This window comes from Streptomyces sp. NPDC001678 (assembly GCF_042892945.1).
In the GTDB taxonomy this organism is placed as follows: domain Bacteria; phylum Actinomycetota; class Actinomycetes; order Streptomycetales; family Streptomycetaceae; genus Streptomyces.
Genome location: NZ_JBIAUP010000001.1, coordinates 165113 through 188372, shown reverse-complemented (window position 1 = coordinate 188372; position 23260 = coordinate 165113). Strand labels below are relative to the sequence as shown.

The window sequence follows — 23260 nt, the reverse complement described above, 5'->3', positions numbered from 1 at the left end:
GTTGCGGCGCCCCCGCACCCCCGGTGACATGGAGGGACCCGGCAGCGCGGCCACGGCTTCTTCCCAAGGCTTCCGATTCTCAAGCGTTCCGAGGAGCGAGGGCACAGTATGGCGATCAGCGTGGTCATCGCGGACGACCAGGAGATGGTCCGCACCGGGTTCCGGATGATCCTGGAGAGCCAGCCCGACATCGACGTCGTCGCCGACGTCGTCGACGGCGAGGCCGCCCTGGCGGCCGTCGAGCAGCACGACCCCGACGTCCTCCTCCTCGACATCCGCATGCCCAAGCTGGACGGCCTGGAGGTCACCCGCCGGCTGTCCGCCCTCGCCGCCGCCCACCCCGACCGGGCACAGCGCCCCCGCATCGTCATCGTCACCACCTTCGACCTCGACGAATACGTCCACACCGCGCTGCGCAACGGCGCCTCCGGCTTCCTGCTGAAGGACGCCAGCCCCGCCATGCTCGTCGAGGCCGTCCACGCCGCCGCCGTCGGCGACTCCCTGATCTCCCCCGCGATCACCGTCCGGCTGCTGCGCGACCTGGCCCCCGCGAGCACGAGCACGCCGGCCGCCGCCCGGCGGCCCGCCGAACCCCTCACCGACCGCGAGGCCGACGTCGTGCGCTGCCTCGCCCGCGGCGCCACCAACGCCGAGATCGCCGCCGAACTGTTCGTCTCCCTGTCCACGGTCAAGACCCACCTGGCCAATGTGCAGCTCAAGCTCGACGCCCGGAACCGCGTCGAGATCGCCGCCTGGGCCTGGGAGAGCGGGCTGGCCACGGGCGGCACATGAGCAGATGGGCCGGATGGGCCGTCCGGTACCCCCGGCGGGCCACAGTCGCCAAGGCCGTCCTGGGGGCGGTCCTGCTCTGCCTCGTCGGCCTGGAGGGCATCGCGCTCGCCCGCCAGCCGAGCCGGCCGCACGCCATCGTCCTCGCCTCCGGCGTCCTCGTCTGCCTGTGCGCCGTCCCCTACAGCTGGATCCCACTGCCGGTGCGCGCGAGCATCGCGGCCGGAGTCTCCCTCACCGCCTCCGCCGTCCTGATGATCGGACAGCACCCCCGGATCGTCTGGGGCATGGGCGAGGACGTCGCCCTGCTCGTGCTGTTCACCGTCGTCGTCAGCCGCGCCTCCGACCGCGCCGCGGGCGTCCTCGGGCCGCTGCTCGCCGTCGCGATCGTCGCCGCGCCCATACGCGACCTCAAGCCCCAGTGGTTCACCGCGCTCTTCTCCATGCTGCTGGTGGTCGTCAGCGCCTACTCGCTGCTGCTGCGCGGCCACTCCCGCCAGCGCGTCCGCGACCTGGCCGCCGTCCGCACCGCCGAACGGCTCGAACTCGCCCGTGAACTCCACGACCTCGTCGCCCACCACGTCACGGGCATCGCGGTGCAGGCCCAGGCCGCCCGCTTCACCGCCCTGGAGGGCCCCGCCGCGGCCGACGCCTTCCAGCGCATCGAGACGTCGGCGAGCGAGGCGCTGGGCGCCATGCGCCGCATGGTCGGCGTGCTGCGCGAGGGGGAGGCCGAGACCGAGCCCGTCGCCGGGCTGCCGCAGGTCCGCGCCCTGACCGAGGAGTTCGCCCGTACCGGCCCGCCCGTCGCCCTGTACATCGAGCGGGGCATGGAGAACTGGATCCCGGGCGAGGTCGCGGCGGGCGTCCACCGCGTCGTCCGCGAGTCCCTCACCAACATCCGCAAGCACGCCGCCGACGCCACGGCCGTACGCATCGGGGTGCGCGGGGTGTCCTCGGGCGTCGAACTGCGCATCGCGGACGACGGCAAGCGGGGCGCCCAGCTGGCGGAGAAGGCCCGGGGCGGCGGCTTCGGGCTCGTCGGGCTGGCCGAGCGCGCCAAGGCGATGGGCGGCTCGCTGCGGGCCGGGCCGGCACCGGAGGGCGGCTGGCAGGTGACCGCGCTGTTCCCCGTGGACCGGGCGGCACGCGGCGGGCAGGCCTGACGTCCGTACGTTCGCCGGGGGCTCAATCCGCCGACGGCGCAAAGCCTGGGCTCTCCGCGTGGCGCGCGCCTAGCGTGACCGTATGACGGAGACGACGATCGAAACCTCTCAAGTGACGCCCCATATATGGATGATGACGTTCTCTGTGGGGCAGTCGTACGCGGTGCGGCTGCCGGGCGCGGAGGGCTGGGCGCTGGTGGACACGGGGCTGCCGGGGCACGCGGAGCGGATCCTGGACGAGCTGGCGAAGCTGGGCGCCCGCCCGGAGGACGTCCGGGAGATCGTGCTGACCCACTCCCACATCGACCACGTGGGCTCGGCGGCCGATCTGGCGGCGGCCACGGGCGCGAGGGTGCTGGCGGGCGCGGGGGACGCGGCCGTGATCCGGGGCGCGGTGCCGGAGCCGCCGGTGCTGGAGGACTGGGAGGTCCCGATCTACGAGTCCGTGCAGACGGGCCTCGTCGGCGTACCGGCGGCGCGGCCGTGCCGGGTGGACCGGGAGCTGGGGGAAGGGGACGTCCTGGACTGGGGCGAGGAGGTCCGGGTCGTGCCGGTGCCGGGGCATACGGAAGGCAGCACGGCCCTGCATCTGACGCGTTCCGGGGTGCTGTTCACGGGTGACACCATCGCCAACGTGGGCGAGCTGATGCTGGGCGTCTTCAACGTCGACCGGCCGAGGGCCGTCGCCTCCTTCCGCCGTCAGTCGACGCTGGGAGTCCAAACGGCCTGTTTCGGCCACGGCACGCCGATCGTGGGCGGGGCGGGGGAGGCCCTGAAAGCCGTGGCCGACCGGCTGTCCTGATGCCTCAGGACGGCACCACCCCCTGCTGTCCGTAGCAGAGGCAGAAGGGGTGCCCGGCCGGGTCTCCGAACGCTCCAGAACCACCGTTCTGGAGGACCCCGGTCATGGCGGTAACGAAGCAGGTCAGCGCGGACAGGAAGCCCTTGCGCTCCAGCGAGGGTATGACGCTTCCTTCTCAGGCCAGCGCGGGCGGGCGTTCGACTCGCTCGAAGGTGTCCATGGACACCGACACGCAGACCGGTCCGGCCGGGCGATCGACTCACCAGACCTCCGGCATGGAGACCCTTGCCCGCCTCAGAGGCGTACGCGCCGTGCGCCTGTCCGTGCTGACCGACGAGACGACTTCCCCGGAGCGGCAGCGCGAGGCTGACGACCTTGCCGCTGCCGCTCTCGGCATCGACTTCGACGGACGCGAGGCTGTCGACCTGGACGTGAGCGCGTCCAAGGTGGGGCCGTTCGACCGACCGGAGCTGGGCGCGTGGCTCGCGCGACCGGACGAGTTCGACGCCATCGTGTGGTGGCGCTTCGACCGTGCTATCCGCTCCATGAGCGACATGCACGACTTGGCGAAGTGGGCCAAGCAGCACCGCAAGATGCTGGTCTTCGCCGAGGGGATAGGCGGGGGTCGACTGGTCTTCGACTTTCGGAATGCCATGGACCCGACCGCAGAACTCATGATGATGATGCTTGCCTTCGCGGCTCAGGTGGAGTCGGCGAGCATCCGTGATCGCGTGTTGGGTGCTCAGGCAGCCATGCGAAAGATGGCGTACCGCTGGAAGGGCGGGCGGCCGTCGTACGGATACATGATCGTTCCCATGCCCAAGGAGCATGGAGCGGGTAAGACCCTGGTTCCTGATCCTGACGCGGTAAAGGTTATTGAGCGGATTATCCGGGACCTTCTTTCAGGCATGACGATCACGAAGCTTTGCCAGGATCTCAGGGCGGATAAGGTTCCGACTCCGCGTGATCACTGGTCTCTGAAGGCAGGGCGTAAGACCGGGGGAAAGACTGGCGGCGCCAAGGGGGAGACGACTGTCAGGGATAAATTCTGCTGGGTGCCCTCGGTGATCCGTAAGGTACTCACCTCTCCGGCATTGCTCGGATGGAAGCTGCATGACAACAAGCCTGTTCGGGACAGTGAAGGCGCGCCGATCATGGCGACCGAACATCCGATCCTTACACGCGAAGAATTTGATGCGATCGGCAAGCTCTTTGAAGACCGAAAGATCGGGCCGCATGATCGCGTGGATCAGAAGTCCAAGCTGTTGCGTGTCATCCATTGTGCGGGTTGTGGAAGTCGCATGTATCACATGTCCAACAAGCGAGGGGGTGTGCAGCGCGAGAGCTACAAGTGCACGGCACACCTCACGGGGATCGTGTGCCCCGCGCCTGTTGCCATTCGGGCTGACTGGGTCGAAGAGTATGTAGAGCGCGAGTTCTTGTCCCTGATCGGGGATCTCCAGACGCAAAAGACGATCGTCACGCCTGGATATGACCCTGCCCCTGAAATCTCCGCCACGTTGGCTGAGTTCAACGCGCATCAGGAGGAGAAGGGGCGACAGAGGTCGGCAGCGGCAAAGCGTGCGTGGCAGGAGCGAGCGGAGGCGTTGGATAACCGGCTCGCAGTGCTGGAGAGCACCCCGGCGCGCCCGGAGAAGCGGGAATCGGTACCGACTGGGCGCACGATCCGTGAAGTCTGGGCAGACTCAGATGATCAGCAGAGGCGGCACCTTCTCCTTGAGGCAGGGGCGCGATTGCTGATCAAGAAGGGGACGCGGGGTGGCTGGCGACGGCTGGACGAGTCCCGCGTGTCTTTCGCTCTGGGCAATGGCTTCTTCCGTGAAGCCGCCGATGCCCTCATAGCGCTTCGTGAGGAACTTGCCTATGAGACTCGGCCAGACGTACCTACCGCGCGTGGCACAGGTCTGCGGTTGGCGGAGATGGCTGACTTTGAGGCGGCTGCATAGCCGCTGAGGCGTCGAACAGGCCCCGTCGACTCCCTATGTCGGCGGGGCTTCTCCATGCCCGTGAGCCGGGGCCTGGAAGCCCTCGTGCTCTATCGGGAGGGGCGGGCAATCGACTCGCTCTAGGGGTGTGGCATGGCGGGCGTGTCACTCGCTCTCTCCTCACTGAGGGAAGGCAACCCGCTCCCTAGACCCAGGGAGAGGGCAGGGCTCACCACCTACTCAAGTTAGTAGGTGGTGAGCCGGTGTCCCCCTGTCCCCTTCTGTCCCGCCTATAGACCGGCCAACACCAAGCAACGAGAGAGGGCACAGGCCCAATGACGATTACTCACAATCAGGCGCTCCGGCGTGTTGCCGAGCGGCTGAATGCTCCGCGCCCGGAGGGGGAGAAGTGGTCAACGGACTTCTTCCCACACCATCGCGATGTGCTGCTGAACTACCTTGCCCGACAGGGACGTTCTGGCGACTACGGCAGCCACTACGAGGACCTTGCCGACCCACACGCCGTGCACGTCCCCGGATGTGCTGAGCGGTCCGTATCCGCACTGCTGGACGCCGTTGCCGACACAGGGCTACCCGTGGCCGTCGAGGCGAAGCCGGGGAAGCCCCCGCGCTTCGGGTTGGGCGGCAAGCACGCCACAGCGGGGCTCATGGACCTTCGCGGCGTCGTCCTGGCCCTTGTGGTCGAGTACGCGGAGAACGGCCGTCAGGCGCCCGCTGAGCTGGTCTACGCGGCAAGCCGGATCAGCATGTCTGGAACGCATACCGGGGGTGTGGCGTACCGCTTCGGCAAGGCACTCAAGCAGGTGGTCCGCGCGTGACCGACTCCCTTACGGACGTGCTCAAGGCTCAGGCCAAGGTGACCGCCGGCGGCGCTGAAGCCCTCACTCAGACTGAGGCAGCACTTCGGCGCTTCGTGTGGTTCCCCGAGCCCCGGCATTTCGACGTGGTGACCCTCTGGACGGCGTACACGCACCTCCTCACGCGCTGCCCTGATCTCCCCATTGCCCCGCGACTCGGTTTCTTCTCCGGATCACCTGGCAGTGGGAAGACACGCGCTCTGGAAATCCTTAGCTGTCTTGCTGCTAACGGTCAGGATGTGGGCTCACTGTCTGCGGCTTCCATGCTCCGCATCATCAGTGCGGCGGCGTCGGCAGATGAACCGGGCGAATACCCGGTGACCCTGTTCCCGGATGAGCTTGACCGCACCTACTCCGCGAACTCTGCTGGAAACCAGGATGACTTGACCATCATCTTGAACTCTGGCTACAAGCGCGGGGCGGTGGTCGTGCGAGCACATAAAGACAAGCAACAGGAGGTGATCCGTTACCCGTGCTTCGGGCCGGTCGCATTCGCCGGACTTGCCACGGCCCGACTCCCGGACGCACTGCTGACGCGGACTTTTGTGGTTCACACGAAGCGCGCCCGTAGCGAGGAACGGCCTGACTCGTTTCTTCCCGTGGCGCACGGCGGCCAATTGGAGAAAGTCCGCACTGCGCTTGCGGATTGGGCGGCACAGACAGCAGTGCGTATCACCGATCCGACAGACATGCTTGCGGTATTGCTGGACGAGCGGATTACCAGCGTCACGGACGGGCGCGACCATGAGATTTGGTCCTGCCTGTTTCTGACTGCCGTCCTCGCGGGTGGGGTCTGGCCTGAGCGCTGCCTGGCGGCGATTGAGGCAGCCAAGGAGGACGCTGCGGAGCGAGTAGATGGCTCAGCTTCCGCGCGACTCCTTACGGCGCTCAGGCTGCATCATGCGGCCCGTCCAGCTCATGTCTGGCCGGTCGCCATCAGCAAGGACGATATTGCCTCTGCCGCAATCGATTTGGACCCGCTGACCTTCCAGCGTTTCAGCGGACCCGACGAGCTACGTGCCGAAGACGTTGCCGCCCTTTTGCGTGAGCACGGGCTCAAACAGGTTCGCGTCCGGACGGCACACGGCCGCTCGTACGGCTACCGCTGGTCGGCCCTTGCGGATGCGTGGGAACGCGCCTTGCCGCCGCTTGTGGCTGAGTACGACGAAGAGCACGAAGGCGAAGAGCCGGAAGAGAAGACCGGGTCGCTCTTCCGTCAGTAGGCGGGACCGGCCGGGACACAGGGACGCGGAGCAAAAACAGCAGGCTAACGCCTTGCCCCGCGTCCCTTTCCCATGCTCTGTCCTGCTCCGCAACCAGGACCCGACGAGAGGAAAATGACTTTGCCCAACACAGAGATCCAGAGGCGGACCGCTCCGCACGCCGTGTCGCTCCGAAGTTTCGGGGGCGTGAACACGATCAGCGGTTACGCAATCCGATTCAACGAGCTGAGCCACGACCTAGGAGGATTTCGGGAGCGAATCTCTCCGTCCGCGTGGAACCCGGCGACGGCCCGTAATGACGTACTGGCCACGTTCAACCACAGCGTTGACAACGTGCTCGGGCGTCGCAGTTCGGGAACGCTTCGCCTTACCGCTGACTCGGAAGGCGTGCGGTATGAGATCGATATCCCGAATACTCAGGCTGGCCACGACGTAGCGGAATTGATCAAGCGTGGTGATGTGGTCGGTAGCTCATTCACCTTCCGCGTCAATCCGGGAGGCCAGGAACGGGCAAGTGACGACGACCCGGAAACCGGCCTGCCCATTCGTGTCGTGACGTCGATGACCGTTTACGAACTCGGACCTGTCACGAATCCCGCCTACCCGACTACGACGGCGGGCGCTCGCGCGCTTGATGCCCTGTACCCAATTGAAAGTGAGTCCCGTATGACCAGTGCCTCTATCCGTACTGCTGACGGCTTCCTGCCGGTGAACCGGCGTCAGATCCCGGACGGGTCTCAGTGGACGGCCACAGAACCGGCTGCGCTGTGGGCCAACATGATTGGCCCGAAGTCCCGGTTCCTGGCCAATATCCCATCGTCCAACAAACTGCCCATGCGTGAGGCTGCGATGATGCTTCCGGCCATCAAGACAGGCGATGGCGGCTACGTGGACGCCCACACCCCGATTCCAGATCCGGGCACGGATATCACGTCTCGGACTTCCCGGGCAGTCAAGTTCGGCGCCCTTGAGCGCGCATCCTCGGAGGTACTTCAGGACGCACGCCCGGATCTTGTAGCCGGTATCAACCAGTCCCTTGCCGCCGCCCTGGCTCGCGGAATCGACAAGGGCCTGTTTAACGGCGCCGGTCCGGCCGACCCGAACGACAACCGGCGCGTGATCGGTCTGCTTGCTCAAGGCGATACGAAGCACATTGCCCCGTCTGTGGCTGAGATCAGTGCGGCTCTTGAGCGTATGGAAGCGACCGGCGCAGAGGCCACGACCCTTTGGGTTGATCCGATTGCGGCAAAGTCTCTTCGTGCCGAAGTGCCCGCCACTGAGTGGCCCAAGGGAATTTATGGCCTGACGCCGGTTGTTTCGCAGTACCTCCCCGCCAACACGGCGGTTGTTGCAGATGCTTCCCGAATATTTGTCGGGCTGCGCAGTGACATTTCCATTGCCGCCTCTCGCGTTGCGCCGGGAGCTTTCGGTGAAGACCGCGCGCTCTTCCGTGCACTTGCCCGCGTCGCTGGCGTATGGGTGCAGGAAGTGGGGTCAGTTCAGATTCTGAGCGCCACCCTGCCCGACAACACCCCCGACCTTATGGTGTTCGCGGACAAGGCAGAGCTTGATCTAAATCACCCGACGGTGCTTGCCGATGAGGCTGCCAAGCACGCCGCCGAACTTGAAGCACGGCAGGCGGGGGTCCAGAAGTGAGGGGGGAGTCTGAAGAGGGGGGCACCCCGAAAAAGTGGAGTGCCGTTCTCGTCGGGCACCTTCGTTGGCTTGGCCGTTCGCCTGAGCGCGAGCCGGAGATCATCGCGGCGTGTGCTCGTCTCGCCCGACTGAGAACAGATGTGCTTCGCTGCGAACCATGTGATGCGTTCGGGCCGTCCAAGGCGGTCGGGGTTGGGTGGCGAACACCAATTCAGCGCGGCGGGAAGCGCACCCGGGAAAACCTGAGAGTGATGTGCCGGGGCTGCTGGATTGAGTCAGGCCGGACTGACTGGCTCGCGGTCCCCACGGGCGCACGTCTCCATGAGCGGACGACGCCGAACAATTTGCCTATCCAAGTGATCGAGCTCTGACGGCCGGCTCGCAGGGAAGGGGTAACCGCTCCAAAAGTTCGCAGCGAGCCCCTTCCCCGATCCCGGCCCCAGCTCGCCTTTCGTGTCCGTCCCGGACACGAGAAATCCAAAGTGTCCGCCGAACCACAGGAGAAAATTGAAGAGACGATGCGCTCACGCGCCATGCGACGTGGAACTACCCGCCGATGCCGACCAGCGGACCCGTTATTGCGGCGACGCGCACCGGAAGGCGGCGGCACGCGCCCGGAAGGCTGCCGACAGAACGGCCGCGACAAAGCCCGAGACGGCCCCCGAGGGCGACAGGGAGCGTTATGAGGACCTTCGGGCCGTGTGGGGCGCCCTGGTAGCCCAGATCGCCAGGGACGGGGTTCTTGTGCCAGGTAGCGCCGGGGCGCCGGTCGCCCATCCGGGCCTCCGCTTCCTGGCCCAGCTCGATGCCGCCCTGTCGGCCCATGAGCGAGCAACAGACGCCGGAGACATCGACCCTCTTGCCGCCATGAGGGCCGCCGCCCGCGCTGCCGTAGAGGAGTCTCGCCGTGTCTGAGTCCTTGCACGAACGCCAACGTCGCTGGGCGGACAACTTGCCGCCTCTGAGTGACGAACTGCGGGAACTGGCTTGCCTGTTGGGTGGCGGAGAGACCCGGAGGATCGGCGTGCACCCGCTGTGGCCGCTCTTCTCGGAGCTGTTCCGCGCTGAGGCCGGGTGCGACCCTGACCCGACTGCCCTGGGCGTCATCTGCGGTTGCCCAGAGCACTTCTGACCACTGCCCCCGACGACTGCCCGCGCTGGGCTGCCGTCGGGGGCTCTTTGCGTTGGGCGCGAACCCGGGCTATCCCCGATTAGGGACGGCAGGCGTTACCTCATTCCCCGGGCGACCGGTTGTACTCGGCCATTGTGGGCTTAGAGGTTGAGGCGTCCTTGAAGGTCAGTTCCCATGGGCCAGTGTTCACGTCGAAGTCCTTGCCGAAGCCGACCCACTTACCGCTCATCTTCCGGCCCGTAGGTTCGACAAGGAGCTGAATAGCCCCGTGGTAGACGGCCCCGGCGTAGTAGCCATCCCGTGCCGTTTCCTCGCGCCACGTTCCCGTGACTACGTTTCCTTCAACGGTCAGGTCGAGCGTCAGCGGAGAATTCGGGTTCGAAGAGCCTTCCGGCAGCGAGCGCGCCGTCAGCTTGTTGCCGTGCTGGAGTACCACTACATAGTGCTCTCCGATGAAGTCGGATTCCCGCCCCGACGAGTGGTACTCGTATCGGGACAGCCAGATGCCGGACAGGGTTCCGTGATCGTTGTGCTTGGTCATGGGGGCGATACCTCCTGGGGCTGTTGCGGCTCGCGCCTTCGCCGCCTCTCGCTGTTCTGGTTCACGACCGTTCAGCACGGCTGACTCTGCCGCTCGTGCGTTCGGCCCCGGTGGGGCGAACCCTAAAGCCTCGATCGGAAGACCTGTTACGCGCTCCAGGGCCCTGGCGTAGACGGGGCGGGGATTGAGGACCTTCCCTGACTCCCATCGCTGAACGTTGCGTTTGGCGCAGTCGTTCGGTTCACCTGATTCCTTCCCCGCCTGACGTATGGCGAGGGCTAGATCATCTTGCGACATGCGCAGGCTGATTCTGACGGCGCGAAGGATCGTGTTGGGTTCGGCCACGTCTTCGACAGTAGGGCGCTGGGCGACAGTTGGTCACGGGTTTTGACCGATGAATGACGCCGGTATGACGCCTTGACGGTCGCCGCGCTGCCTCTGCGACCGGCTGTACACCTGTGGCACTGACGGGGGCAACGCCCGAAGGGATTGGCCTGCATGAGCACACGTGCCGTGATCGCACACGCTGATTGGACCGTTCGGCCCGACCGTGAGCCGGACGCGAAGCCCCACACCTACGCCCAGGAGTGCGACGTGTGTGGGGAGGGCTCCCCCCGGAGCACCGACCAGGAGGTTGGTTCGCTCTGGATCTTGGAGCACGTCAGGGCCAACCCGTCGCACCACTCCTACACGCAGATCGTCAAGCGCCCGTTCCACGCGTGGATGAGGTAGCCGTGATTCGACGCGCAGTCCTCAGATGGGCCGGTGCGATCTGGGCCACGACGGTCGTCGTCTCCGTCGCCCTGGTGATCCCGCTTGCGATCATCAGCAATCCGTACCACCGGTGAGCCCGCCGCGATGGCTGAGGCGGCAAATACACGCAACCGAAAAGGAGAGTGCAGTGGTGAACGCAACCCTTGTTCGTCCGGCTCCCGAGAGGGTGTCCGAGCGTGCACGAGAGATTCTCTCGGCAATTGAGGCCGACCCGGAGTTCGAGCGTCTGCGCACCGGGTGCGCCAAGTACGACAAGGACTGGCAGAGCTTCACGGGCTATGCGCTCGTCGACGGCTTCGACGTCGAGAAGGACACCGTTCCGCTGTTCCCGGAAGCCCTCCGGGCAATGGCGATCAAGTCGGCCGTCTACGCGATGACGGATGGCGACGAGTACGCGGCAGAGATTCCCGTCTCCGTCCCCGTGGATGAGATGATCCACGCCCTTGCCGCTCAGTTCACCGTGCTGAGCCGTGTTCAGGAGCGGACTGGGATCAAGTTCGTTCACGCCACGGACCGCGAGGAAATCGGCGGCTGGGACCACGGCGACTACACGCACCAGGTCTACCGGGCCGCATGGGGGCCGGTGAACGAGCGGTTCTGGATCGGCAAGGACGAGACCGAGAAGCGGCGCGCTGCCGCCATCAAGAAGTATGAGCCGCTGGGCATCTTCGAGGGTGGACGCAGGTTCGCCCCCGGCTTCGCTACGGCGAGCTAGCTGAGAGCGCGGCGCAGCGTCGTGATGACGTCCACTTCGGGGAAGGTACGGGGAATCTCGGTGGTGGCTTGCTCGATCAGCAATTCGAGCACTCCCGGCGCTGCGCTGTGCATCACGTCGCGCAGATACGAATCCAGTTCGGCAACGTCGCCAGGCAACGCAAGCTTCGTGGCCACGGGCAAGCCATCGGTCTTGTATCTCCCCGCAGGGATGCCCACCTTCTCCGGATGCACGCACACGGGCACACCATCAGTGGTGTACCGGTGCCCGTCGTCGGGACTGAACGGGCAGTCGCGCGAGGGCCGTTCGAACACGTCGAAGGCTCCGAGGGGGAAGCGGCGTGACGGGCAGATCCCGCATGCCGGGTGCTCGTCGCTGGTGACGTAAGCCTCAGCCATGGCACCGAAGCCTAGGCCCCTGGCCGCCCCGCTCGTGCGTTTCTCCCCCGAGGCGCATGGGCGGGGCTTCTTGCTGCCGTCGACCGCCCGGTACCGTAGAACGGTAAGTCGAGAGCGTTCGGGTCGGTGAACACCAGGAACCCGCGCTTCTCGCCGGCGCTGTCGTGAAGGAACGTCGCACCGAGCGCGACGACCTCCCGCCGGGCACGCTCCACGTCCGCACGGGTGTCGACGTCGAAGTCCAGGTGCATCTGCTGCGGATGCGCGGGATCCGGCCAGCGGGGCGGGACGTACTCGCCCTCCACCCGCTGGAAGGCGATCCGCTGCCGCGTGCCCGGATCGGTCAGCCACACCCAGCCGGGGTCGCTGTCGCCGGCGTCCACCCGCCAGCCGAGCACGGCGGAGTAGAAGCGCGCCAGGGCGAGCGGGTCGGGACAGTCGACGACGACACACTGCATTTTCGCGATCATGAGACAACAGTCCAAGACGACAACAGACTTTGTCCATGGTCACCTTCGCCCCTGCCGTCACACAGTGACGGCGTGACCGTAGAAGCCACCGGACCCAGCCGCCGCGCCGTCGTCGCCACCGCGGCCGCCCTCGCGGGCGCAGGCGCCTTCCCGGCCCGCGCCACGGCACAGGGCACCGCCCGCGCCGCGGCACAGGGCGCCGAGGCGCTCCTGCGCTCCGAGACCCTGGACGTACGCGTCGATGCGGCCTTCCCCCGGATCGTCTCCTACACCGACCGCGCCACCGGCGCCGTCCTCCACGGCCAGGAGGACCCCGTCACGACCCTGCTCGTCGACGAGACCGAGCACACCCCGGACGTCACCGTCTCCCTCACCGCCGACCGCGCCGCGTACACCCTCACCCTCCCCGCCGGCACCCGCGTCGACGTCGAGATCCGCGTCCACGGCTCCCGCGTGGACTGGCGCGTCACCCGGATCACGGAGGCCCCCGGACTGCCCGTCGGCACCCTGCGCCTCCCCGGCCTCGCCTTCCTCTCCGTCCGCAGCACCCAGCCCGGCGCGGAACTCCTCGCCGCCCGCCTCCAGCTGGACGCCGCCAAAAGCGGCGACACCCACATCCGCCCCACCCCCACCACACCGCCCGACGCCACGCCCACCGGCTGCGCCTACGCCGTCGTCGCCACCGGCGAACTCGGCGGCGGCATCGAGACGAACACCGTCCACGACCGGCCCGACGCCACCACCGCCTGGGAGAACGGCCGCTTCCGCCGGCAGGTCCTCGCCCGCGACGGCTACACCAAGGCCCAGATCGTCTGCGGCCAGTGGACCCACCGCGCCGCCGGCGCCCCCGCCGGCGACACCGAGCCCCTGCCGTACGTCCGCGTCGTCGTCACCCGCGACCGCAACGGCGACGGCCGGGCCGACTGGCAGGACGCGGCCATCGCCACGCGCGACATCATGACCGACCCCCTCGGCGCCGACGAGCAGCACCTGCGCGTCGTCCCCCACATCCCCTTCAACTTCGCCAGCCAGGCCACCAACCCGTTCCTCGCCGTCCTCGACAACATCAAACGCGTTTGTCTCGCCACCGACGGCCTACGGCAGTTCACCCTCCTGAAGGGCTACCAGTCCGAGGGCCACGACTCCGCCCACCCCGACTACGGCGGCAACTACAACACCCGCGCCGGCGGACTCACCGACCTCAACACCCTGCTGCGCGCGGGAAGACGCTGGAACAGCGACTTCGCCGTCCACGTCAACACCACCGAGTCGTACCCCGTGGCCCACGCCTTCTCCGAGACGCTCGTCGACAAGAGCGACCCCCAATGGGACTGGCTCGACCAGTCCTACCGCATCGACCCCCGCCGCGACCTGCTCTCCGGCGACATCGTCCGCCGCTTCCGCCGGCTGCGCGAGGAGACCGACCCGGCACTCGACACCCTCTACATCGACGTCTTCCGCGAATCCGGCTGGACCTCCGACCGCCTCCAGCGCGAACTGCGCGCCCAGGGCTGGCGCATCACCACCGAATGGGGCCACGGACTGGAACGCTCCAGCCTCTGGTCCCACTGGGCCGCCGAGACCGACTACGGACCCGACACCTCACGCGGCGTCAACTCCAAGCTCATCCGCTTCATCCGCCACCACCAGAAGGACGTCTTCGCCGACAAATGGCCCCTCCTGGGCACCGCCCGGCTCGGCACCTTCGAGGGCTGGCAGGGCAAGACCGACTGGACGGCCTTCCACCGCCTGATCTGGACCCACAACCTCCCCGCCAAATACCTCCAGGCACACCCGATCCTCACCTGGACCGACCACGAGATCACCTTCGCCGGCCCGGCCGGGACCTCCGTCTCGGACACCGACGGCGCCAGGACGGTCGTCACCGACGGGCGCGTCGTCCTCCGCGGCGACACCTACCTCCTCCCCTGGGAGCCCCGCCGCGCCACCGACCCCGACCGGCTCTACCACTACAACCCGCACGGCGGCACCACCACCTGGACCCTGCCCCGCGCCTGGTCCCGGCTGCGCACCGTCGCCCTCCACCGCCTCACCGACCAGGGCCGCGCCGACACCCTCCGGCTGCCGGTACGGGACGGCCGCGTCACCCTCCGGGCGGCCCCCGCCCAGCCCTACGTCCTCACCCGCCCGGACGCGCGCCCAGCCCGCCGCGACCCCCGCTGGGGCGAGGGCACCCCGCTGCGCGACCCGTCCTTCACCTCCGGCACCCTCGACGCCTGGCGGGTCAGCGGCCCCGCCCGCGTCGAGCGCGGTGCCCTCGGCGACTGGGAGCTGGTGATCGGCGCGGGGGAGGCGGCCACCGTGAGCCAGCGGCTCGCCCGCCTGCGGCCCGGCACGTACGCGGCGTCCGTCCAGGTCGAGGTCGGCACGGTCGCGGGGGAGCGGCGCCGGGCCGCGCTGAGCGTCCGCACCGCCGACGGGATCACCGCGACGAACTGGACGGACACCTCCACGGCCGGCAATTACGTGGCCGCCGACAGCAAGCACGGCACCCGCTTCCAGCGGATGTTCACCTGGTTCACCGTGCCGGAGGGCGGCGGGCCCGTGACCCTCGCGCTGACGGCCGGCCCCGGCCGGGCGCGGGTGCGGTTCGACGCCGTCCGCGTGGTGCCCGGCCGCCGGACCGGGGCCCGGGGCGCCCTGGTGTCCGAGGACTTCGAGAACGTGCCCCAGGGCTGGGGCCCCTTCGTCAAGGGAGACGCCGGCGGGGCCACCGACCCGCGCACCCATATCGCCCAGCGGCACGCGCCCTACACCCAGCGCGGCTGGAACGGCAAGGCCGTCGACGACGTCATAGACGGCACCCAGTCGCTGAAGTCGCGCGGCGAGAACCCCGGCGTGGTCTACCGCACCGTCCCCCACACCGCGCGCTTCGCGGCGGGGCACCGTTACCGGGTGACCTTCCGCTACGAGAACGAGCGGGCGGGCCAGTACGCATGGGTGACGGCCGTCGACGAACCGGGAGCGCGCGAACTGGTCCGTACGCCCCTCCCCGTCGCCGAGCGACCGGCCACTTTCTCGTACGAGTTCACGGCACCGGATACGGGTGAGGCGTGGGTGGGACTGCGGAAAGTGGGGGACAACGGGACTGCTGAGTTCTGCCTGGACGGCTTCATCGTGCAGCTAGTCGGGCAATAAACAACCACGGGGTTCCGTCCCGTTGGCCACCGTCATCGGCCGGTGGCCAGCGGGACGGACGCTTGGGCCCCGTCGTGGCCGGGCACTCCGCCCAGCCGGACCTCCGGCTCGCCCGGCCCCTCCAGCTCCAGCACCAGCACCTCGTTCTCCCCCTCGCGCAGCACCGGCCCCGGCACATACAGCGGACGGCGCGGACCCCGGTCCCAGTAACGCCCCAGACAGAAACCGTTCACCCACACGAACCCCCGTACCCAGCCGGGCACCTCCAGCACCGCGTCCCCCGCCCCCACCACCGGGAACGTCCCCCCGTACAGCCCCGGCCCCCCACCCGGCCCCGCCCGCCACGGCACCCGCCCCAGGGCCCCGGGCTCCTCCAGCGCCGCGAGCCGCAGCCCCCGCGCCCGCACCCCGTGCACGTACTGCCCCTCGTGCAGCAGCCCGCCCGTGACGCCCTTGGCCTCCCCGAGCCGCGGCCCGTAATTGACCCGGCCCAGCGACTCCACCCACAGCTCCACCACGGCCGGCCCCGCGACCTCACCGATCAGCACCGGATCCGAGGCGTCGTCGACCACCGCGACCCGCGCCCCGTCCACGGACACCACCGCCACATCACGCAGCCCCATCACCCACAGGGGGGACGCCTTCCGGGGCCCCGGAATCGTGAAGCGGTACCGCACCAGCCCCCGGTCCACACCCAGGTCCTCGAACACCGGCGGCAGGGCCGTCTCGCTCTCCTCGCCCCCCAGCGCGTCCACGACCCCGTCCAGCGGCGCCCACCGATCCAGCCGCGCCACCACCGCGGCGCCCAGCACCGGCGGCGCGGGCGGCGGCTCCGGCAGCGGACCCGCCGCCCCGCCCGGGACGGCTGCCCCGCCCGGGACGGCTGCCCCGCCCGGGACGGCTGCCCCGCCCGGGACGGCTGCCCCGCCCGGGACGGCCGCCCCGTCCCGGAACCCGGCCAGCACCTCCCTCAGCGCCCAGAACTTCGCCGTCGCCCGCCCGTACTCGTCCACCGGCGCGTCGTAGTCGTACGACGTGACCGTCGGCCGCAACGCGCCCAGATGATCCTCACCGGCCCGGTTCGCCCCCGCCCAGCCGCCGAAACTCGTCCCCCCGTGCGCCATGTACACATTCACCGACGCCCCGCACTCCAGGACCTCCCGCAGCGCCCCCGCCGCGTCCTCCGCCCCCCGCACGGCCTCCTCCGCGCCCCAGTGGGTGAACCAGCCGCACCAGAACTCCATGCACATCAGCGGACCGCCCGGCCGGAACCGCCGCAGCACCCCGAACGCCTCACGCGCCCCCGAACCGAAATTCACCGTCGCCAGCACCCCCGGCACCGAACCGCCCGACAGCATGTGTTCCTCCGGGCCGTCCGACGTCACCAGCGGAACCGTCACCCCCAGCGCCTTCCACCGTTGGACGAGCCACTGGAGATAAACCCGGTCGCTGCCGTACGACCCGTACTCGTTCTCCACCTGGAGCAGCACCACCGGGCCACCCCGGTCCACCTGCCGCCCCACCACCTGCTCCGCCACCGGCGCCAGCCAGCCGTCCACCGCCCGCAGAAACCCCTCGTCCCGCGTCCGCACCCGCGCCCCGAGCCCCCCGGTCACCCACGCCGGCAGCCCACCGTTCTCCCACTCCGCACAGATGTACGGACCCGGCCGAACGATCGCGAACATCCCCGCCGCCGCCACCGCGTCCAGGAACCGCCCCAGCGGCCCCAGGTCCACCGGCCCACCCTCGACCGGAGCATGCCAATTCCAGGGGACATACGTCTCCACACACGTCAGCCCCATCGCCCGCAGCATCCCCAGCCGATGCCCCCACAGCCCCTCATGCACCCGGAAGTAGTGCAACGCCCCCGACAACAGCCGCACCGGCCGCCCGTCGAGCTCGAAATCCTCGTCCCCCACCACGAACCCCGGCACGACCCCGCCTTCCCCACACCACCCGGACAGCGCGAACGGCGACCATCCTCGCCCTCTGGCGGCAGCCAGGGCCATGGACAAAGATCAGCCCTGATTGGACACCCGGCGGCCGTGGAGGCGGACACGCGTGTACCACACCTGGATGCGCTACTTCACGCCCGGACCGGTCCACCACCGGCTCGGCCTCGTCTGCCTCGGCGTCGGCCTCCAGCACGGCGCCCTCCCCACCGTCGGCCCCCGCACCCTCGACCACCACGTCGCCGTCGTCATCAGCGCGGGCACCGGCTGGTACCGCACCCCCGACCACCACGTCCACACCGTCACCGCCCCCGCCCTCATCCAGCTCCTCCCCGGCATTCCCCATCACTACGGCGCCGCCCCCGGCCCCGGCTGGGACGAAAGCTTCGTCGACTTCACCGGCACCGCCGTCACCGCCTACACCGAACTCGGCTACATCGACCCCGACCGACCCGTCCTCCCCCTCACCGACACCACCGCCGCCCGCGCCGCCGTCACCCGCATCGCCCGCGCCGCCCGCCGCGGCAACCCCCACCTCGAAGTCGAGACCTCAGCCGCCGTCCACGAACTCCTCGTCGCCCTGCGCCGCTCCCGCGCCGACACCACCGGCGACACCGACCCCCTCCTCCACGCCCTCGCCCGCGACGCCTTCCTCCCGCTGTCCATCGCCCAGCACGCCGCCCGCCACGGCATGACCCCCACCGAACTGCGCACCGCCGTCCGCCGCGGCGCCGGATGCAGCCCCAAGGACTACCTCCTCGGCATCCGCCTCGGCCGCGCCAAAGAACTCCTCGCCGCCACCGAGCTCCCCGTCGCCGCCGTCGCCCGCCGCGTCGGCTACACCGACCCCGCCTACTTCAGCCGCCTCTTCACCCGAAGGGTGGGCACCGCCCCCGTCCGCTTCCGCGAACGCCAGGGCAGGGCCGTACCGGGCGGCTGGAGCGGCACCGTCCCCGATCCGGAGCACCCACCGGTCATCGGACCACGCCCGTCCGCATAGGGTCGTCACCGTGGAGAAGAACAACAACGTCATCGACGAGTCCGTACGCGCCGAGCTGAGCCGGCTCCGCGACAGCATCGACAACATCGACGCGGCGGTGATCCACATGCTCGCCGAACGGTTCAAGTGCACCCAGCAGGTCGGTCACCTCAAGGCCGAGCACAAGATGCCGCCCGCCGACCACGCCCGCGAGGCACGCCAGATCGCCAGGCTGCGCGAGCTCGCCGAGAACGCCAAGCTCGACCCGGCCTTCGCCGAGAAGTTCCTGAACTTCATCGTCGCCGAGGTCATCCGCCACCACGAGACCATCGCCCGCGCCTGACCCCGGCCCGGCCCCCGGGCGCGGGCCCGGCCCGAAAACGGCAAGCGGGCCCGGCCCGGAAACGACAAAAGGCTCCCGCACCCCCTCAACAGGGGCGCGGGAGCCTCAAGGCCTATGGCTCTGCCGGTCGTCAGCCGCGCGCTTCGCCCGCAGCCGCGTCGGCCGCCTTCGCCGTACGCAGCTCCTCCAGGTAACGCTCGACGACGCCGCTCTGCCGGGCGTAGTCCGCCATCGGCTCGCCGACGATCCGGCCCGCCAGCTCCGTGGCCAGCGCACCGACCTGCTCGCGCAGCTCGGCCTCGGCCACCGCGCGCTCGGCGTCGATCACCGCGTGACCCGCGGAGATGATCTCCTCACGCTGACGCTGACCCTCGGCACGCAGCTCGGCGATGATCGCGTTGCCCTGCTCGACGGACTCCTGACGCAGCCGCGCCGCCTCGTGGCGGGCCTCCGCCAGCAGCTCCTGGTACTCGGCGTGGACCCGCGCCGCCTCGGCGCGCGTCTCCTCGGCCTCGTCCATCCGGCCGTCGGTGGCCTGCTCGCGCTCGACGAGGACCTTGTTGATCCGGGGGAGGATCGCCTTCGCCATCACGGCGAAGACGAGGAAGAACAGCACCAGACCCAGAACGAGCGGTGCGAGGTCGGGCTTCAGGGGCCCTACGTCGAGAGCGAAAGTCATGGCCATGGTGTGCACATTACCTTGCGACACCGCCCCGCCCCGCCCCCCACCCCGCCGAACCCCACTCGGACGCCCCCGCCCGCCCGCGCGACGAAGACCCCAACTCGCCCCCGCCACAAGGCGCGGCCCCCCAATACCCACCATCGGGCGAAACCTCCCGCACCCCGGGTCACGACACGTGCACAGCCGGTAGCTTGGCCGGTCGGTGCTGCCCGTGCCCGCCCAGAAGTCGGTGCCGCCCGTGCCCGCTCAAAACTCGTGGAAGGCCACTCGACCCGATGACCACCCCCCAGACCCCCGCATCCGCCCCGGACCAGCCCCTGGACCTCGTGGGCATCGGCATCGGCCCCTTCAACCTCTCCCTCGCCGCCCTCGCCCAGCCCCTCGACGACCTCCGCGTCGCCTTCTACGACCAGAACCCCGCCTTCCACTGGCACCCCGGCCTGCTCATCGACGGCACCACCCTCCAGGTCCCCTACCTCGCCGACCTCGTCACCCTCGCCGACCCCACCAGCCACTGGTCCTTCCTCAACTACCTCAGGGCCCGCGAGCGCCTCTACCCCTTCTACTTCTCCGAGCGCCACCACATCCACCGCGCCGAATACGACGCCTACTGCCGCTGGGCCAGCCAGAACCTCCCCGGCCTCCACTTCAACCACCACATCGACGCCGTCCGCTGGAACCCCGAACGCGTCCTCTTCGAGATCGACTACACCCAGCTCGACCCCGAAGGCGAAGCCGACGCCCTCGGCCGCGCCTACACCCGCAACCTCGTCCTCGGCGTCGGCACCGCCCCCTACATCCCCGAACCCCTGCGCCCCCTCGCCGAAGCCCCCAACGTCCCCGTCACCCACTCCGCCGACTACCTCGACCACCGCGACAAGATCCTCGCCGCCGAACACATCACCGTGATCGGCTCGGGCCAGTCCGGCGCCGAGATCTTCCTCGACCTCCTCCGCAGCCGGCCCACCGGCCGCGAACGCCTCCACTGGCTCGCCCGCACCCCGGCCTTCGCGCCCATGGAATACAGCAAGCTCGGCCTGGAGCACTTCACCCCCGACTACACCCACTACTTCCGCACCCTGCCCGAACCCGTCCGCGACCAGGTCCTGCCCCAGCAATGGCAGCTCAACCAGGGCATCGACCGCCACACCATCGCCGACATCCAGGACGAGCTCTACCGCCGCAGCCTCCACGGCGGCTGGCCCGACGCCGTCCTCACCCCCGGAGTCTTCGTCCGCACCGCCGGCCGCGTCGGCACCACCCGCGTCGAACTCCACCTCGAACACACCCAGCAGGGCAGCCGCTCCCGCCTCACCACCGACGCCGTCGTCCTCGCCACCGGCTACCGCGAACGCCGCGTCGACACCCTCCTCGCGGCCCTCGACCCCTATATCCGCCGCGACTCCAACGGCCGCGCCCGCGTCGACGAACAGCACCGGCTCGTCCTCGACCCCTCCGTCAAGGGCGCCATCCACGTCCAGAACGCCGAAACCCACACCCACGGCGTCGGCGCCCCCGACCTGGGACTCGCCGCCTGGCGCAGCGCCGTGATCCTCAACGCCCTCACCGGCCGCACGGTCTACCCCCTGCCCCACCGCACCGCCTTCACCACCTTCGGCCTGGAGCCGCGCACCCAGCCACGGCCCCAGCACGCCGTCGGCGGCCCCGGTTCAGGCGGCACCGGTCCAGGCGGCACCGGTTCAGAAAACCGGCACACCATCCCGCGTCAGCTTCCAGTCCACTGACGCGAAGGCCCCCACATCAATGGAACCCTTGGCCTTCACCCAGCCGATGATCGTGTTCCGGATCTCCTCCGAATTCGCCCACAACTGCTTCGACCGCGCCACATGCGGGAAATTACCGCCACCACTCGCCCGATAATTGTTCACCGCCAGCACAAACTCCGCCGCATCATCCAGCGGCTTCCCCCGGAACGACAGATTCACAATCCGCGCACCCGGCTCCTTCGCGATGTCGATCTCATAGGAGAGACCACTCACCACGTCATAGTTGTAATCCGGGATCGACTCGGCGTTCGTCAGCTTCGCCGGGTCAACCGGCGCACCCGCGGCCGTCCGCACGTAATAACGCGCCGAGAACTCCAGATACGCCCGCAACTGCGCACCGGTCAGCAGCCGCGCCTCCAGCGTGTTCTCGAACGGATACAGCCCCGCCACCTCGCGGATCGTCACCTTCCCCGACGGCACCGACGCCGTCCGCGAGAAACACGACGCCTGCGAAAGAACAGGGAGCGAGGCATGGGCGGTGCCCGACAGAGCCGCCTTCACCGTCTCCGCCTGCACATAATTGATGAAATCAATGATCGGCGTGTCCTTGTACGCCGCCTCCGCCGCACTCATCGCCGCCGACGACGTACCGATCACCTGATTCACATACGTCACGACCTTCCGGTGCTCCTTGCCCAGCAGACCGGTGATCCGGCGGTCCTCGGCCACGGTGTTGGAATTCAGCACCTTCGCCGACACCGACTCCACCTGCCAACGGCCCCGCTCCCACACCAGACCGAAGTCGAACAACGTCAACCGCTGCCCCCACTTCAGCGGCTCCGAAAGCACCACCTGCTTACCGGACTCCTTGTTCGTCACCCGGTACTCGGGAATCTCCGTATGCGCGTGCCCCACCAGAATCGCGTCGATACCCGGCACCCGCTCCGCCACCAGCGCCGCCGCGTTCTCCACATACGGCAACTGATCACCGTACGACGACGTACCACTCGAACCCGAATGCGCCGCCACGATCACCACATCCGCACCCATCGACCGCAGCTTCGGCACCCACTTCGCCGCCTGCTCCTCCAGGCCCGGGAACACCATCTTCCCCTGCACATTCGCCTTGTCCCAGATCGCGATCCCCGGATTGGTCAGACCCAGAATCGCCACCTTCACATCACGACCGTGCGGAGTGCACACCCGCTTGATCACATACGGACGGAACGCCGGCCGCAGCGACTTCGCATCCAGAGCGTTCGCCGCCAGCAGCGGAAAATCACACTGCTCCTCGAACTTCCGCAGCGTCGGAATACCGTAGTTGAACTCATGATTGCCGACCGCCGCCGCGTCGTACCCGATCGCGTTCATCGCCCGCGCCATCGGATGAACCGGGCCACCCGCACCCGTGATCGGATCCACCTTCGCGTAGTAATACGACAGCTGCGTACCCTGGATCGTGTCACCCGCGTCGATCAGCAGAGTGTTCCGCCGGCCCTTCTCCGCCCGCACCTGCCGCACCAGCGTAGAGATCTTGGCGAGCCCCACATCGTTGTGCGCCTTGTCGTCGAACTCGGCATCGGTGAAGTAATCCCAGTTGAAGACATTGCCGTGCAGGTCGGTCGTCCCCATCACGGTCAACGCGTACCGCTTCGCCCGGCGAGCGTCCCCGCCCCCGGCGAGCCCCTCCGCCGCGGCCGGCGCGGCCCCCACGGCCCCCGCCAACGCCACACCGGCGCCCGTCACAGCCGTACGCTCCAGGAAATTCCTACGGTTGAGCGGCATATGTTCTGTTCTCCCCATTCATATCCAGAACCAACGCGCGTAGATTCTGGCCCACCCCCCACGCCCACCAACACCCTCAACCCCCTGCGATCCCCATCACGCGATTCCCGCCACCACGCGCCGTCCCTCCCCACCACCACCCC

At 68.7% G+C, this 23260-nt stretch carries 18 protein-coding genes; 12 read left to right on the top strand and 6 right to left on the bottom strand.

The features are described 5' to 3' along the window. The first annotated feature begins 108 nt into the window (after window positions 1-108). The 7 genes from ACFYZR_RS00875 (at window position 109) to ACFYZR_RS00845 (ending at window position 8460) form a co-directional block, all read left to right on the top strand. Complete coding sequence (locus ACFYZR_RS00875; protein ID WP_391902973.1) at window positions 109-792, top strand: response regulator; 684 nt, start codon at window positions 109-111, stop codon at window positions 790-792. Then, window positions 789-1955, top strand: a complete 1167-nt coding sequence (locus ACFYZR_RS00870; RefSeq protein WP_391902970.1) for a sensor histidine kinase — start codon at window positions 789-791, stop codon at window positions 1953-1955. The genes ACFYZR_RS00875 and ACFYZR_RS00870 overlap by 4 nt, the downstream gene beginning before the upstream one ends. Window positions 1956-2085: 130 nt before the next feature. After that, the gene (locus ACFYZR_RS00865; RefSeq protein WP_391902967.1) at window positions 2086-2757 is read left to right on the top strand and encodes an MBL fold metallo-hydrolase; all 672 of its coding nucleotides are present in this window, start codon (window positions 2086-2088) and stop codon (window positions 2755-2757) included. 218 nt (window positions 2758-2975) lie between these two features. Next, on the top strand, window positions 2976-4724 hold the full coding sequence (locus ACFYZR_RS00860; protein ID WP_308430374.1) for a recombinase family protein: 1749 nt from the start codon (window positions 2976-2978) through the stop codon (window positions 4722-4724). Between the two features lie 314 nt (window positions 4725-5038). Further along, window positions 5039-5542, top strand: coding sequence for a hypothetical protein (locus ACFYZR_RS00855; protein WP_189455099.1), 504 nt, complete (start codon window positions 5039-5041; stop codon window positions 5540-5542). Then, window positions 5539-6804, top strand: coding sequence for a DUF3631 domain-containing protein (locus ACFYZR_RS00850; protein ID WP_189455097.1), 1266 nt, complete (start codon window positions 5539-5541; stop codon window positions 6802-6804). Before ACFYZR_RS00855 ends, ACFYZR_RS00850 begins: the two co-directional genes overlap by 4 nt. A 186-nt stretch (window positions 6805-6990) precedes the next feature. Beyond that, window positions 6991-8460: an HK97 family phage prohead protease gene (locus tag ACFYZR_RS00845; protein ID WP_391902962.1), complete on the top strand. Its 1470-nt coding sequence runs from the start codon at window positions 6991-6993 to the stop codon at window positions 8458-8460. A gap of 1232 nt (window positions 8461-9692) precedes the next feature. Here the strand turns inward: ACFYZR_RS00845 and ACFYZR_RS00840 are convergent. Then, complete coding sequence (locus ACFYZR_RS00840; RefSeq protein WP_189455360.1) at window positions 9693-10430, bottom strand: XRE family transcriptional regulator; 738 nt, start codon at window positions 10428-10430, stop codon at window positions 9693-9695. A gap of 604 nt (window positions 10431-11034) precedes the next feature. Between ACFYZR_RS00840 and ACFYZR_RS00835 the strand changes: the two genes are divergently transcribed. Further along, window positions 11035-11622, top strand: a complete 588-nt coding sequence (locus tag ACFYZR_RS00835) for a hypothetical protein (RefSeq protein ID WP_391902959.1) — start codon at window positions 11035-11037, stop codon at window positions 11620-11622. Here ACFYZR_RS00835 and ACFYZR_RS00830 read toward each other — a convergent pair. Further along, entirely contained in the window at window positions 11619-12020 is a 402-nt protein-coding gene (locus ACFYZR_RS00830; RefSeq protein WP_358622720.1) for a hypothetical protein, read from the bottom strand. The two genes, ACFYZR_RS00835 and ACFYZR_RS00830, sit on opposite strands and share 4 nt — an antisense overlap. An 11-nt stretch (window positions 12021-12031) precedes the next feature. Then, complete coding sequence (locus tag ACFYZR_RS00825; protein ID WP_391902957.1) at window positions 12032-12490, bottom strand: VOC family protein; 459 nt, start codon at window positions 12488-12490, stop codon at window positions 12032-12034. 72 nt (window positions 12491-12562) lie between these two features. Between ACFYZR_RS00825 and ACFYZR_RS00820 the strand changes: the two genes are divergently transcribed. Beyond that, on the top strand, window positions 12563-15649 hold the full coding sequence (locus ACFYZR_RS00820; protein ID WP_391902954.1) for an endo-alpha-N-acetylgalactosaminidase family protein: 3087 nt from the start codon (window positions 12563-12565) through the stop codon (window positions 15647-15649). Between the two features lie 32 nt (window positions 15650-15681). Here the strand turns inward: ACFYZR_RS00820 and ACFYZR_RS00815 are convergent, their stop codons facing one another. After that, window positions 15682-17583 carry a beta-galactosidase family protein gene (locus tag ACFYZR_RS00815; protein ID WP_391902951.1) on the bottom strand — a complete coding sequence of 634 codons (1902 nt, stop codon included), beginning with the start codon at window positions 17581-17583 and terminating at the stop codon, window positions 15682-15684. A gap of 127 nt (window positions 17584-17710) precedes the next feature. Between ACFYZR_RS00815 and ACFYZR_RS00810 the strand changes: the two genes are divergently transcribed. Continuing rightward, a complete protein-coding gene (locus tag ACFYZR_RS00810; protein ID WP_391902948.1) occupies window positions 17711-18601 on the top strand; it encodes a helix-turn-helix domain-containing protein in 891 nt (296 codons plus the stop codon). Between the two features lie 10 nt (window positions 18602-18611). After that, entirely contained in the window at window positions 18612-18923 is a 312-nt protein-coding gene (locus ACFYZR_RS00805; RefSeq protein ID WP_391902945.1) for a chorismate mutase, read from the top strand. Window positions 18924-19053: 130 nt separating this feature from the next. Here ACFYZR_RS00805 and atpF read toward each other — a convergent pair whose 3' ends face one another. Then, window positions 19054-19608: a F0F1 ATP synthase subunit B gene (gene atpF, locus ACFYZR_RS00800; RefSeq protein WP_391902942.1), complete on the bottom strand. Its 555-nt coding sequence runs from the start codon at window positions 19606-19608 to the stop codon at window positions 19054-19056. A gap of 272 nt (window positions 19609-19880) precedes the next feature. Here atpF and ACFYZR_RS00795 point away from each other — a divergent pair, with 272 nt between their 5' ends. Beyond that, window positions 19881-21350, top strand: a complete 1470-nt coding sequence (locus ACFYZR_RS00795) for a lysine N(6)-hydroxylase/L-ornithine N(5)-oxygenase family protein (RefSeq protein ID WP_391902939.1) — start codon at window positions 19881-19883, stop codon at window positions 21348-21350. Here the strand turns inward: ACFYZR_RS00795 and ACFYZR_RS00790 are convergent. Further along, window positions 21306-23117 carry a bifunctional metallophosphatase/5'-nucleotidase gene (locus tag ACFYZR_RS00790; protein WP_391902936.1) on the bottom strand — a complete coding sequence of 604 codons (1812 nt, stop codon included), beginning with the start codon at window positions 23115-23117 and terminating at the stop codon, window positions 21306-21308. The two genes, ACFYZR_RS00795 and ACFYZR_RS00790, sit on opposite strands and share 45 nt — an antisense overlap. Between the last annotated feature and the right edge of the window lie 143 nt (window positions 23118-23260).

Coding starts and splice junctions, on each gene's coding strand:
- ACFYZR_RS00875 (WP_391902973.1), top strand. CDS start 109: ATGGCGATCAGCGTGGTCATCGCGGACGACCAGGAGATGGTCCGCACC.
- ACFYZR_RS00870 (WP_391902970.1), top strand. CDS start 789: ATGAGCAGATGGGCCGGATGGGCCGTCCGGTACCCCCGGCGGGCCACA.
- ACFYZR_RS00865 (WP_391902967.1), top strand. CDS start 2,086: ATGATGACGTTCTCTGTGGGGCAGTCGTACGCGGTGCGGCTGCCGGGC.
- ACFYZR_RS00860 (WP_308430374.1), top strand. CDS start 2,976: ATGGACACCGACACGCAGACCGGTCCGGCCGGGCGATCGACTCACCAG.
- ACFYZR_RS00855 (WP_189455099.1), top strand. CDS start 5,039: ATGACGATTACTCACAATCAGGCGCTCCGGCGTGTTGCCGAGCGGCTG.
- ACFYZR_RS00840 (WP_189455360.1), bottom strand. CDS start 10,430: ATGTCGCAAGATGATCTAGCCCTCGCCATACGTCAGGCGGGGAAGGAA.
- ACFYZR_RS00830 (WP_358622720.1), bottom strand. CDS start 12,020: ATGGCTGAGGCTTACGTCACCAGCGACGAGCACCCGGCATGCGGGATC.
- ACFYZR_RS00825 (WP_391902957.1), bottom strand. CDS start 12,490: ATGATCGCGAAAATGCAGTGTGTCGTCGTCGACTGTCCCGACCCGCTC.
- atpF (WP_391902942.1), bottom strand. CDS start 19,608: ATGGCCATGACTTTCGCTCTCGACGTAGGGCCCCTGAAGCCCGACCTC.
- ACFYZR_RS00795 (WP_391902939.1), top strand. CDS start 19,881: ATGACCACCCCCCAGACCCCCGCATCCGCCCCGGACCAGCCCCTGGAC.
- ACFYZR_RS00790 (WP_391902936.1), bottom strand. CDS start 23,117: ATGCCGCTCAACCGTAGGAATTTCCTGGAGCGTACGGCTGTGACGGGC.